Source organism: Bradyrhizobium genomosp. III, from assembly GCF_000261705.1.
In the GTDB taxonomy this organism is placed as follows: Bacteria; Pseudomonadota; Alphaproteobacteria; order Rhizobiales; family Xanthobacteraceae; genus Bradyrhizobium; species Bradyrhizobium ottawaense.
The window spans coordinates 1-11470 of sequence record NZ_AJQF01000196.1; the positions used below are offsets into that span (position 1 = coordinate 1).

Consider the following 11470-nt stretch of genomic DNA (forward strand, 5'->3'; position numbering starts at 1 on the left):
TCGTGCGTGCCGCGATCGAGCGGCTGCGCAAATCTCCTGAGGGCAAGTCTCCTGAGGGCAAGTCTCTTGAGGGCAAGTCGTATGAAGGCAAGTCCGCCGAGACCAAGCCTGCTGCCGAGGTTAGGCCGTCCGAGACCAGGTCAGCCGAGAAGCCGACCGAGCCTGCCGTGCGGGAAGCCGCTCGCACGCCCGAGGCCCCGCGGGTCATCAGCATGGAGCCGGCTACGGTCCGTCCGCTGCCGCCGCCGATCACGGTATCGACGCCCTCACCAGAGGCCTATGGCAAGGATGGCTCCTCGCCGGCCAATCCGTCCTATACGGCCTCGGTCGGTAGCGATGATCCGAATCGGATGACGCCGCCGGCTGACATTCCCGTGCCGGTGATCGCGCCACCGCTCGATCTGCGCGCCGACGCCGGCGGCTCCATGCCGCGGCCCAAGAAGACCAATGTCGCCGACGAGATGCTGTCGGGCATGAAGTCGATGTTCCACTCGGTTCTGCCGAAGAGCGCCACCCCCGATTGAGACGGTGCCAGAACCGTCAGCCGCCGACGCGGGCCAGGCCGCTGCGCGCGGCGTCGTCGCGTGGACGAAGCGATACAGCCCTGGTGTAGGACGCCGCCGCCTTGGCCCTGTCGCCCAGCCGCTCATAGGCCTGTCCCCGCGCGGTCCAGACCTGCGCGTTGTGCGGATCGGCCTCTGAGGCCTCATCCAGATCGGCCGTGGCCTCCTTGACCTTGCCGAGCGCGAGATAGCTGGTGGCGCGGCCGAGCAGCGGCTCGACCTTCTGGGGATTGAGCCCGCTCGCAGCGCTGAAATCTGCGATCGCGAAGTCGTGCTGATTGTTGCTCTGGTAGATCAGGGCACGGCCATACAGCGCCTGCGCATTGTAGGGATCGAGCCCGACCGCGCGATTGAACTCGTTGAGCGCCGCCGCGACCTCGCCTGACTTGGCCAGGGATTGGGCTTTTGCGGTGTGGGCCTGAGCCTCGGTGACGTTGGCGGCGCTCACCGCGCTCTCGGCGGGCGCGGCGGCCTTGGGCGCCTCCTGCGGCTTGTCCTTCTCCGGCATCAGCGATCCCAGATCGAACGAGCAGCCGCACAACGCTATCCCCATGAGCGCCAGCGCGAACGGCGGCTGCGAGATCCGGCGTAGCCACGTCAAGCCGTGCTGGGGGAGGGGGGAGGCCATCTACGGTTCGCTCGCGCTAGAGCATGATCCGGACCCGAAGGGCCGCGTTGGCGAAAAGTATGCAGCGGTTTTTCCTCGCGACAAACGCGCGATGCGTTTGCGTAGAGATTGCTCAAACAACAAACTAAAGCGCGACGACGTTCAATCCAAATCTCATCGCGCTTGCGTGCCGCATCCGTGGTGCCGACCCGGAAAAGGCCCCGCGCACAAACAATAACGCGGGCCAGAGGCCCGCGTTATCGAAACTGAAATCTTGCAAAATTCGGTAAATCAGCGCGGTCCGCGCGGACCAGCACCTGCACCCGGGCCACGACCGCCGCGATCACCGCCGGGACCGGCGCCGAACACCGGCTTCGGCTTCATCGGCAGCAGGCCTTCGCGCTGCAGCTTCTTGCGGGCCAGCTTGCGCGCACGGCGCACAGCTTCGGCCTTTTCGCGGGCCTTCTTCTCGGAGGGCTTCTCGTAATGACCGCGGAGCTTCATCTCGCGGAAAATTCCCTCGCGCTGCATCTTCTTCTTCAGCGCCTTGAGGGCTTGGTCGACATTGTTATCGCGAACGAGAACCTGCACGCGGCATCCTCTTCAGTGGATCGGATTTGAATTCTGGTAAGACGAAGGGGATGGCGAAAACGCGCAAGCCCTTAACCTTGAGGGCGCGGATGTATCAGACAAATCCCGGGATGTCCACCGGACAAGCGGGCTTTCGGGCCAAGTTCAGCCATTAAATGAGGCGAAAATACCTCTGTGCGGCCCTGATTTGGGCGATTCGACGCCAGGGATGGGGCCGTTTCCGGAGCTTGTTCCGGAATCTTTGAAAGCAGGGGACGACACATGGATATCAAGAAATACGCCGCTGAAGCCATCGGCACCTTCTGGCTCACATTCGCAGGCTGCGGAAGCGCGGTGATCGCTGCCGGCTTCCCGCAGGTCGGAATCGGTCTGGTCGGTGTCTCCCTCGCATTCGGACTGAGCGTGGTCACCATGGCCTATGCGATCGGCCATATCTCCGGCTGCCATCTCAACCCGGCCGTCACGGTCGGTCTTGCCGCCGGCGGGCGTTTTCCGGCCGGCCAGATCCTGCCCTATGTGATCGCGCAGGTGGCCGGCGCGATCGTGGCCGCCTGGCTCCTCTACGTCATCGCGAGCGGAGCTCCCGGATTCGATGTCAGCAAGGGCTTCGCATCCAACGGCTATGATGCGCATTCGCCCGGCCAGTACAGCATGATCGTGTGCTTCCTCACCGAGGTGGTGATGACCATGATGTTCCTGTTCATCATCATGGGCGCGACCCATGGCCGCGCGCCCGCGGGCTTCGCGCCGCTCGCGATCGGGCTCGCGCTGGTGATGATCCATCTCGTCAGCATCCCCGTCACCAACACCTCGGTGAACCCGGCGCGCAGCACGGGTCCTGCGCTGTTCGTCGGCGGCTGGGCGATCGCGCAGCTCTGGCTGTTCTGGGTCGCACCGCTGATCGGCGGTGCGCTGGGCGGGGTGATCTATCGCTGGCTCAGCGAGGAGCCCACGGGCGTCGTCGCAGGCGCGAAGACGGCCTAAAGCGTTTTCGAGCGAAGCGGGATCGCAGCGATTGCTGCGGTCCCCTCACTTGCCTTTCGTCGGCCTGACTTCGGTGACGTGGCCCATCTTTCGGCCGGGACGCGGCGCACCCTTGCCGTAGATGTGCACGGTCGCGCCGGGCACGCTCAGCCACTTCTCGTAATCGTTGATCTCGTCGCCGATCAGATTGGTCATGGTGACGACTTCGCCGTGGCGCACGGGCTTGCCGAGCGGCCAGCCGGCGATGGCGCGGATGTGCTGCTCGAACTGCGAGACCGACGTGCCGTCGAGCGTCCAGTGCCCGGAATTGTGCACGCGCGGGGCGATCTCATTGACCAGCACCTTCGGGCCGGTGCCGTTGGCGAGCACGAACATCTCGACAGCGAGCACGCCGACATAGTCGAGCGCGCTTGCGATCTTGCCGGCGATGCTGCGTGCTTCCTCGGCGAGCGCAGCCGGGATCGGCGCCGGCGCGCGCGATATCTTCAGGATATGGTCGCGGTGCTCGTTCTCGGTGACGTCGAAACACTCGACCTGGCCTGTGACCGAGCGTGCGGCGATCACGGAGATCTCGCGCTCGTATGGCACGAAGGCTTCCAGGATCGCGGATTTGGTCGCGAGGCTGGTCCACACCTTGGCGATATCGTCGCCCTCGCGGATGATGGCCTGGCCCTTGCCGTCATAACCGAAGCGGCGGGTCTTGAGCACGGCCGGAAGGCCGATCCTGGCGATCGCCTCGCGCAGCGAGGACACCGAGGTGACGTCGGCATAGGCCGCAGTGCCGATGCCGAGCCGCGTCACGAAATCCTTTTCGGCGAGCCGGTCCTGGGTGGTCTCGAGAATCTTGCGGTTGGGCAGCACGGGTCGGCGCGCGTCCAGCACCATCGCGGCGGCCGATGGTACGTTCTCGAATTCGTAGGTGATGACGTCGACGTCGTTGGCGAACAGTTCGAGCGCCTCGACGTCGGCATATTCGGCGCAGGTCGCGTTCAATACGACGTCGAAAGCCGGCGAGTCCGGATCGGGCGAGAACACCTGGCAGCGCAGGCCGAGCCGCGCCGCAGCCATGGCCAGCATCCGGCCCAATTGTCCGCCGCCGAGGATTCCGATGGTGTCACCGGGCTTCAGCTTCACCTGCCTGGTGTCGGTCACGCCTTGTCCTCCGGGCGCTCGGCGACCGCCTCGGTCTGCGCCTTGCGCCAGGCGGCGAGGCGATTGGCCAAGGCCGGGTCGGACAACGCCAGGACGGCCGCTGCCAGCAGTGCGGCGTTGGTTGCCCCGGCCTTGCCGATGGCGAGGGTGCCGACCGGGATGCCGGCGGGCATCTGGACGATCGAATAGAGCGAATCGAGGCCCTTGAGCGTCTTGGATTCGACGGGAACGCCGAACACCGGGAGTTCGGTCAGCGCCGCCGCCATACCGGGCAGGTGCGCAGCGCCACCGGCGCCGGCGATGATGACCTTGTAACCCGCGGCCTTGGCGCCCTTGGCGAAAGCGAAGAGACGGTCGGGGGTGCGGTGGGCCGAGACGATGCGGGTGTCGGCGGCGACGCCGAGCGCGGCAAGCGTGTCGGCGGCATGCCGCATCGTGTCCCAGTCCGACTGGCTTCCCATGATGATGGCGATCGGCGCGGTCATGACGTTAATTGTGCCCGAAAAACAGAAAGATAGGCCAGATTAACGGTTCCGGCCGGCGGCTCGCAAGGCGGTGGCAAGGAGAAGGGAATCCACTATCCTGTCTTGGTGAATCCCCGCAAGCCTTCATTGAGCAGGATGCCCATGAAGAAACCAAAAAGGGCGGGCGCTGCGAAGGCCAAAAAGGGCCGGAAAACCAGTGCCGGCCGACCCAAAGCCGCCCCAAAACGGCTGACCAAGCGTTCGGCGAGGCCGCCGACGCGTGGCGCGTCGGGCGATGAGGGAGCCAAGGATACCGTCAGGGCGACGATCCGGGGCTTGCGGACCAAGCTCAAGGAGGCGCAGCGCCGGGTCGTGGAACTGGAAGCTGCGGCCGACACCGATTTCCTGCTCGATATCCCCAACCGGCGCGGCTTCGAGCGCGAGCTCGCGCGCGCCATCGCCTACATGAAGCGCTACCGCGCCAGCGGGGCGCTGATCGTGCTCGACGTCGATCGGTTGAAGCCGATCAACGATTCGTTCGGTCATGGCGCCGGCGACGAGGTGCTCAAGGCGATTGCCGCCACGCTGACGCGGCAGGTCCGTGCCTCTGACGTGGTCGGCCGGCTCGGAGGCGACGAGTTCGCGCTGCTGCTCTGGAATCTCAGCGAGACCGACGCCAAGGCGAAGGCGGCCATCTTCGAGCAGGCGGTCGACGAATTGTCCTTTGTCTTTCGCGGCCAGGAGGTGACCGCGGGCGCCTCCGCCGGTGTCGCGCTTCTGGGGGCGCAGTCCGACCCGGGCCGCGCCCTGGAGGAGGCGGATGCCGCCATGTATGTGCGCAAGGCGCACCGGCGGCACGAGCCGGGGGTCAGGCTGGTCGGCAGCTAAAGCGCGCTGAGATCTGGCGGTACGTTACCGAATTTCCGCAGCAATTTGGCGTCGCCAAACTCGCCGGTCAGAGGATCGCCGCTGCGGCTGAAGGCGACGGCGCCGATATGGCCGGCGCCGTGCGCCAGCATTTCCGCACGACGCAGGGCGGCAGCCGATGTCTGGCATTCCTCGGCAGCACCCGCCACCGGCGATCCGTCCTCGTCGATCAGGAAGGGCAATGCAACGTAGTAGGTGACGTCGGGCATGATCGACTCCGATAGCTGACGGTTCAGGCGGCGCTGCTCTTGCTCCGCATCTTGCTGCGCGAGGTGTCCGGAATGCAGCCGGCGGAAATCGCCGCCTGCAGTTCCTCCAGCTCGGCCTCCAGATATTCGTTGGCCATGATCAGCGCCTTGATGGTGCTGCGCAGATTGCCGTCGCACATCGCGATCGCCTGATCGCAGGCCTGTTCATAATGGCTGTTGTCGAGAAGGGCGGCTGTCGACATCTGCATTGTCCTTGTCAGTTGTCCTGGGCGTTTTCTAGGGGCGCTGGGGTTCTCAAATGTTCCTATTTTGTTCTTTTGGAGTCAAGCGGATTCATCCGCGCGAGGGAAAGCCGGATCGCAGGTCAGGCGATGATGTCGGGGGTGATCTGGTCTTCGATGAACGCGATGCGGTCTCGTAACAACAGCTTGCGCTTCTTCAAGCGCTGTAACCGCAATAGGTCGGGGGCGGGCGATTGATGCAGTGCATCGATCGCCGCATCGAGATCTCGGTGTTCCTGCTGCAACCGGGTGAGCTCGGCTTCGAGCTCACGCTCGTCTTCATTGGTCATGTCTGCGGTGGCCGAAAACCGATAGGCGTGGGATTAAGGCTGTGGATGCCCTGTGGAAATTATCGTCCTTGCGCGGCGTGATCGCAAGCGATCTGCGACCATCGTTCGCCGATCTCCAGCGACATATTTCCGCTGATCGCTGCGGCGCTGCGCAAGCGCATTGATATCATGGATTTTTCCCGCGCGGTTCCTTTACTCACGCTTCGTTACATATGAATTTTCAAAAATGAAGCTGCGGCGACGGTTACCCATCGACAGAACGAATCGCTGATGTACACTTCCTTGTCCGGATCGAATCCTGAGGTTCAACCCTACCGAGGAGGTTTCGAATGACAATTCAGGCACATCTCGTTGAATTGGAGCGGAAGCACAAACTTCTCGAAAACGAATTGCACGAAGCTCTCGTGCACCTTTCAACAGACGACCTGCAAATTGTTGAGTTGAAGCGCCGGAAGTTGATGGTCAAGGACCAGATCGAGCGTCTGAGGCACGGCGACACGCTCCACTAGTAACCCCCGTAACAGCGTAGAGTTGAACATACCCCTATCCCGCAGGGGTGGGAGCTTTTGCGCTCATCCCTGCAACAAAGGTGAGAAACCGTGCAAAGAAGTTTGCGCGGTGTTTGGTTTTTGTCGCAACGCGTTGTCTTGCCGCGAACTGATATCCACGTCGCTCGAAAACGCTTCAGATGTCTGCGAGCTCGGCGACGTGATCTGCGATCGCGAGCGACGACGTCAGTCCTGGCGATTCGATGCCGAACAGATTGATCAGGCCAGCGACGCCGTGATCGCGCGGGCCCTGCATCAGGAAGTCCTGCGTGGCCACCGCGGGCGGTACGATCTTCGGCCGGATACCCGAATAGCTCGGCATCAACGCGCCGTCAGGCAGCGTCGGCCAGTATTTGCGGATCGCCGGGTAGAACCGCTCGGCGCGTGAAGGGTCGACCTCGTAGTCGATCGTCTCGATCCACTCGACGTCAGGGCCGAAGCGCGCTTGGCCTGCCATGTCCAGCGTCAGATGCACTCCCAACCCGCCGGGTTCGGGCACCGGGTAGATCAGGCGCGAGAACGGCGCCTTGGCATTGCAGCTGAAGTAATTTCCCTTGGCGAGATAGGCCCGCGGAATTCGGTCCAGCGGCATGCCGTCGATGTTGCGCGCCACATTGGTCGCCGAGAGCCCCGCGGCGTTGACGAGGAGGGCGCATTGCAGCGTCATTGGCGCCTCGCCGCCGGCGTCGATCTCGATCAGGCCGTTTGCCGCCTTGGCGCGGATCAGCGGCGTGTGAAACGCGAACGCCGTGCCGGCTTCCTCGGCTTCGCCGCGCAGCGAGAGCATGTAGGCGTGGCTGTCGATGATGCCCGTCGATGGCGACAGCAGCGCGGCGTCGCAGGCCAGCGCCGGCTCCAGCGCGCGTGCCGCCTCGCCCGTGAGCTGCTGCATGTCGAGCACGCCATTGGCCTCGGCATGCGCCTTGATCGATTGCAGCTTCTCGGTCTCCTGCGGGCTGGTCGCGACGATCAGCTTGCCGCAATTCTTGTGCGGGATGCCGCGCTCGGCGCAGTAGCGGTAGAGCGCGTGCTTGCCGTCGACGCACATGCGCGCCATCCAGCTCCCGGCGCGGTAGTAGATGCCGGCATGGATCACCTCGCTGTTGCGCGAGGAGGTGATGGTGCCGATCGCCTCGGCCTCCTCGAGCACGATGACCTCGCGTCCGGCCTGCGCAAGCTTTCGAGCCACCGCGAGCCCGACCACGCCGGCTCCGATGACGACGCAATCGACCTTATCCATGGTTGTGCAGGAGGTCCGCTGGAGGCGCCGGTGGCATCAGGCCTGGAGAGAATGCCGCGCGGCCGTTTTCCGTTAAGGAAGAATTTATCATGTCAGGGCAATTGCCGTATTTCACGTCACATTTTTCTGTTGCGCGTACAGGCGTTTACCCGATCCAAACGCGTGAAGCCAGACAATCCGACGTTGAAATCGCGGGTGGCTGATGGCTGAGAAGAACTGGCACGAGGGCAGCACGCTTCCGATTGCTGTGCAGGCCGTTGTGTGCCTGGCCGGCACGGTTGCGCCCGCGCGCGCCTTTGCGCTGTCGGACAGCTTTGCCGCGCCGAGCTATCTCGGCCAGCTCGATCCCAACGTGGTCTGGGAAGTCCTGATCGCGGGCATCGTCGTCTGCGCCTTCCTCGCCGCGATCGTGCTGTGGATCCATTCCTCGCTGCGCCGGACCAGGCGTCTACAGTTGCGGCGCAACGCCTTCGTCTCCTCCGCCATGAACAATCTCAATCAGGGCGTGGTGATGACGGATGCGCAGCGCCGCATCATCTTCTGCAACGACCGCTATCTCGAGATCTACGGCCTGACGCGGTCGGAACTCTGGGCCAATATGGACGGCTATGAGCTTCTTAAGCTCCGGCGCAAGCGCGGGGTGCTCGGCGGCATCTCCGACGACGAATTCTACGAGAAGGCGGCAAGCCACAACGGCCTGATCACCGAGCTGCCCGACGGCCGAGCCATCCTGGTGAAGTTTTTCGTGCTGCCGAACGGCGGCTCGGTGGCGACGCATCTGGACGTCAGCGAGCAGCGCAAGCTGTCGCGACAGCTCGCTTCCACCAAGCAATTCCTGGAATCGGTGCTGGACCATGTGCCGGCCTGCGTGGCCGCGAAGAACATCGAGGACGGCTGCTACATCTTCGCCAACAGCGCCTATGAGCGGTTCTGGGGGTTCTCGCGGGATCATGCCGTCGGCAAGAACGCACGCGAGCTGTTTGCGCCGGTCTCGGCAGCCAGTATCGAGGCGACCGACCGGGCGGCGCTCAACTCCCCGGACGGCCAGTTCCGCAACGAGTTCGAGGTCGACCGCGGCGGCGAGCGGCGCATGGTCGCCTCGATTCGGATCGTGGTCCGCAACGAGAGCAACAAGCCCGAGTTTCTGCTGCTGGTGTTCGAGGACATCACCGACCGCCGGTCGCTGTCGCAGGAGCTGGAGAGCACCAAGAAGTTCCTCGAGCTGGTGGTCGACAACATCCCGGTGGCGCTGATCGTCGAGCAGGTCAAGGACGGCCGCTATCTGCTCGCCAATCGCAGCGCGGAGACGATCCTCAACCGCCGGCGCGAGGAGGCCACGGGCCTGACCGCGTCCGACATCTTCAACCCCAAGGAAGCCAAGCTGATCATCGCGCGCGACGAGGCCGCGATCAAGAAACGCGGGATGATCACCGAGGAGCATCCGATCTCCACCAAGGACGGCCTGCGGCTGTTCCTGACCCGCCGCGCCACCGTGCTCGGCGATACCGGCGAGCCGCAATATCTGATCAAGACCCACGAGGACGTCACCGACCGCCGGCAGACCGAGTCGCGCATGGCGCACATGGCCTATCACGACGGCCTCACCGATCTGCCGAACCGCGCCGCCTTCCTTCAGGCGCTAACCCAGATGATCGAGGCCTGCGAAGGCACCGGCGAGGAGTTCGCCGTCCTCTGCGTCGACCTCGACGGCCTCAAGGAGGTCAACGACGTCTTCGGTCATGCGCTCGGCGACAAGCTCCTGATCGAGGTGGCCAAGCGGCTCCAGGACTCCGCCCGTGGCGGCGTGGTGGCGCGCCTGTCCGGCGACGAATTCGGACTGATCATCGACGGCAAGCAGCCGGACGCGGGTCTTGCGCTGGCGCAGCAGATCGGCGACGCCGTCGCGAAGGACTTCCAGATCGACGGCCGGGCGGTCCGCGCCGGCGTCACCACCGGCATGTCGATCTTCCCGCACAATGGCACTGACGGCGCCTCGCTGCTCGCCAATGCCGGTGCGGCGCTGTTCCGCGCCAAGCAGAAGTCGCGCGGCACGATCAGCCTCTTCCAGCCCGAGATGGACCAGCAGATCCGCGACCGCCGCGTGCTGCACCAGGACCTGTCGGTGGCCATCAAGAACGGCGAGCTCTCGCTTGCCTTCCAGCCCCAGGGCGCCGCCGGCCACAGCGTTGCCGAGAGCGAGATCATCGGCTTCGAGGCGCTGGCGCGCTGGCAGCATCCGGTACGCGGCCAGGTCTCGCCGGCCGAATTCATCCCAATCGCCGAGGAGAGCGGTCTGATCGTCGAGATGGGCGAGTGGATCCTGCGCGAGGCCTGCCGCGAGGCGGCGTCCTGGCCGAAGCCGCTCCAGGTCGCGGTCAATCTGTCCCCGGCGCAGTTCATGCACGGCGACGTGGTTGGCCTCGTCCATTCGATCCTGCTCGAGACCGGCCTTGCACCCGGCCGGCTCGAGCTGGAGATCACCGAGGGCGTGTTGATCGAGGACTTCGACCGGGGCCTCGCGCTGCTGCGCCGCCTGAAGGCGCTCGGCGTGCGCATCTCCATGGACGATTTCGGCAGCGGTTACTCCTCGCTGAGCTATCTCCAGGCGTTCCCGTTCGACAAGATCAAGATCGACCGGGCCTTCATCACCAATCTCGGCCGCAATCCGCAATCGGCTGCGATCGTGCGCGCGGTGATCGATCTCGGCCACGGCCTCGAAATGTCGATCATCGCCGAGGGCGTCGAGACGGTCGAGCAACTCGCCTTCCTCGCCAAGGAGGGCTGTGACGGCGTGCAGGGCTATCTGCTCGGCAGGCCCCTGCCGATCGGGAAATATGCCGGGCTCGTCGGCCGCGCTGAAGTCATGGAGCTTGCGCTCAAGACCGGCTAGAGCGTTCGAGCGAAGTGGACGCCGGTTCGCGTCAAGAAAAACCGTCAGAATAAGAACCTAGAGACCCCGTTCCGATTTCATCGGAACGGAAATGGCTCTAGTGATGATGGGGCGCTTTGCTTCCATTCGACGGCTTCATGGCGGATTACGACCTCGCGATCATCGGCGGCGGCCTGAACGGTGTCAGCCTCGCGCGCGATGCGGCAGGCCGCGGCTTGCGGGTGATCCTGTTCGAGCAGGGCGATCTCGGCAGCGCGGCATCGTCGGCAACACCGCGGCTGATCCACGGCGATCTGTCGGTGCTGGAGCGGCGCGGGTTCCGGCGGGTGCGCCGGGCCCTGGCCGAGCGCCGGACCTGGCTCCGGATCGCACCGCATCTGGTCCGGCCGATGCGCTTCGTGATCCCCGCGCATTCCGACGAGCGGCCGCCATGGCTGCTGCGTGCCGGCCTGTATGTCTATGACGGTCTCACGAACCGGGGCGGCCTGCCGCCCTCGGCCACTCTCGACATCACGCATCATCCGGTCGGCAACGCGCTGAAGCGCCCGTTCGGTACGGCGTTCGAATATTCGGACTGCGTCGTCGATGACTCTCGCCTGGTGGTGCTGACGGCGCTGGATGCCGCTGAGCATGGGGCGGCGATCCGGACTGGTGCGCGTTGCGTCCGTGCGGACAGAACCGACATTTGGCGGCTCGCGGTGGTCGATCGCGGCCACCGCCGCAC

The 11470-nt window shown here is 64.7% G+C and carries 13 protein-coding genes and 1 pseudogene; 6 read left to right on the top strand and 8 right to left on the bottom strand.

All coding sequences use genetic code 11. The annotated features are described in order from the left end of the window. A pseudogene (locus IC66_RS0116945) lies at positions 1–524 on the top strand (hypothetical protein); the annotation flags it as partial. A gap of 16 nt (positions 525–540) precedes the next feature. Here the strand turns inward: IC66_RS0116945 and IC66_RS0116950 are convergent. Further along, positions 541–1191: a tetratricopeptide repeat protein gene (locus IC66_RS0116950; RefSeq protein WP_038948418.1), complete on the bottom strand. Its 651-nt coding sequence runs from the start codon at positions 1189–1191 to the stop codon at positions 541–543. 270 nt (positions 1192–1461) lie between these two features. Next, positions 1462–1761: a 30S ribosomal protein S21 gene (rpsU, locus tag IC66_RS0116955; protein WP_028140289.1), complete on the bottom strand. Its 300-nt coding sequence runs from the start codon at positions 1759–1761 to the stop codon at positions 1462–1464. Between the two features lie 261 nt (positions 1762–2022). Here rpsU and aqpZ point away from each other — a divergent pair, with 261 nt between their 5' ends. Continuing rightward, on the top strand, positions 2023–2745 hold the full coding sequence (gene aqpZ, locus IC66_RS0116960) for an aquaporin Z (protein ID WP_028140288.1): 723 nt from the start codon (positions 2023–2025) through the stop codon (positions 2743–2745). Positions 2746–2790: 45 nt separating this feature from the next. Here aqpZ and IC66_RS0116965 read toward each other — a convergent pair whose 3' ends face one another. Then, the gene (locus IC66_RS0116965; RefSeq protein WP_038948419.1) at positions 2791–3897 is read right to left on the bottom strand and encodes a 5-(carboxyamino)imidazole ribonucleotide synthase; all 1107 of its coding nucleotides are present in this window, start codon (positions 3895–3897) and stop codon (positions 2791–2793) included. Continuing rightward, positions 3894–4382, bottom strand: coding sequence for a 5-(carboxyamino)imidazole ribonucleotide mutase (gene purE / locus IC66_RS0116970; protein ID WP_038948420.1), 489 nt, complete (start codon positions 4380–4382; stop codon positions 3894–3896). Before purE ends, IC66_RS0116965 begins: the two co-directional genes overlap by 4 nt. 141 nt (positions 4383–4523) lie before the next feature. Between purE and IC66_RS0116975 the strand changes: the two genes are divergently transcribed. After that, complete coding sequence (locus IC66_RS0116975) at positions 4524–5249, top strand: GGDEF domain-containing protein (protein WP_038948422.1); 726 nt, start codon at positions 4524–4526, stop codon at positions 5247–5249. On the opposite strand, the gene IC66_RS0116980 is transcribed toward IC66_RS0116975, so the two are convergent. The 3 genes from IC66_RS0116980 to IC66_RS0116990 form a co-directional block, all read right to left on the bottom strand. Continuing rightward, positions 5246–5497, bottom strand: coding sequence for a hypothetical protein (locus IC66_RS0116980; RefSeq protein ID WP_028140285.1), 252 nt, complete (start codon positions 5495–5497; stop codon positions 5246–5248). The two genes, IC66_RS0116975 and IC66_RS0116980, sit on opposite strands and share 4 nt — an antisense overlap. 23 nt (positions 5498–5520) lie before the next feature. Beyond that, complete coding sequence (locus IC66_RS0116985) at positions 5521–5739, bottom strand: hypothetical protein (protein WP_028140284.1); 219 nt, start codon at positions 5737–5739, stop codon at positions 5521–5523. 122 nt (positions 5740–5861) lie between these two features. Beyond that, complete coding sequence (locus IC66_RS0116990; RefSeq protein WP_008546179.1) at positions 5862–6068, bottom strand: YdcH family protein; 207 nt, start codon at positions 6066–6068, stop codon at positions 5862–5864. Between the two features lie 329 nt (positions 6069–6397). Here IC66_RS0116990 and IC66_RS0116995 point away from each other — a divergent pair, with 329 nt between their 5' ends. After that, positions 6398–6577, top strand: a complete 180-nt coding sequence (locus IC66_RS0116995) for a YdcH family protein (RefSeq protein WP_026201910.1) — start codon at positions 6398–6400, stop codon at positions 6575–6577. Positions 6578–6752: 175 nt separating this feature from the next. On the opposite strand, the gene IC66_RS0117000 is transcribed toward IC66_RS0116995, so the two are convergent. After that, complete coding sequence (locus IC66_RS0117000; protein ID WP_038948423.1) at positions 6753–7856, bottom strand: NAD(P)/FAD-dependent oxidoreductase; 1104 nt, start codon at positions 7854–7856, stop codon at positions 6753–6755. Between the two features lie 202 nt (positions 7857–8058). On the opposite strand from IC66_RS0117000, the gene IC66_RS0117005 reads away from it, so the two are divergent. Both IC66_RS0117005 and IC66_RS0117010 read left to right on the top strand, forming a co-directional pair. Further along, positions 8059–10746, top strand: a complete 2688-nt coding sequence (locus IC66_RS0117005) for a sensor domain-containing protein (protein WP_038948424.1) — start codon at positions 8059–8061, stop codon at positions 10744–10746. A 137-nt stretch (positions 10747–10883) separates the two neighbouring features. After that, positions 10884–11470, top strand: a 587-nt coding sequence (locus tag IC66_RS0117010; protein ID WP_038948425.1) for an FAD-dependent oxidoreductase, incomplete at its 3' end; no start/stop codon positions are given.

What these genes read in the sequence shown, in the direction of transcription:
- aqpZ (WP_028140288.1), top strand. Translation starts at nt 2,023, where the DNA reads ATGGATATCAAGAAATACGCCGCTGAAGCCATCGGCACCTTCTGGCTC.
- IC66_RS0116985 (WP_028140284.1), bottom strand. Translation starts at nt 5,739, where the DNA reads ATGTCGACAGCCGCCCTTCTCGACAACAGCCATTATGAACAGGCCTGC.
- IC66_RS0116995 (WP_026201910.1), top strand. Translation starts at nt 6,398, where the DNA reads ATGACAATTCAGGCACATCTCGTTGAATTGGAGCGGAAGCACAAACTT.
- IC66_RS0116975 (WP_038948422.1), top strand. Translation starts at nt 4,524, where the DNA reads ATGAAGAAACCAAAAAGGGCGGGCGCTGCGAAGGCCAAAAAGGGCCGG.
- IC66_RS0116990 (WP_008546179.1), bottom strand. Translation starts at nt 6,068, where the DNA reads ATGACCAATGAAGACGAGCGTGAGCTCGAAGCCGAGCTCACCCGGTTG.
- IC66_RS0116950 (WP_038948418.1), bottom strand. Translation starts at nt 1,191, where the DNA reads ATGGCCTCCCCCCTCCCCCAGCACGGCTTGACGTGGCTACGCCGGATC.
- purE (WP_038948420.1), bottom strand. Translation starts at nt 4,382, where the DNA reads ATGACCGCGCCGATCGCCATCATCATGGGAAGCCAGTCGGACTGGGAC.
- IC66_RS0116980 (WP_028140285.1), bottom strand. Translation starts at nt 5,497, where the DNA reads ATGCCCGACGTCACCTACTACGTTGCATTGCCCTTCCTGATCGACGAG.
- IC66_RS0117000 (WP_038948423.1), bottom strand. Translation starts at nt 7,856, where the DNA reads ATGGATAAGGTCGATTGCGTCGTCATCGGAGCCGGCGTGGTCGGGCTC.
- IC66_RS0117005 (WP_038948424.1), top strand. Translation starts at nt 8,059, where the DNA reads ATGGCTGAGAAGAACTGGCACGAGGGCAGCACGCTTCCGATTGCTGTG.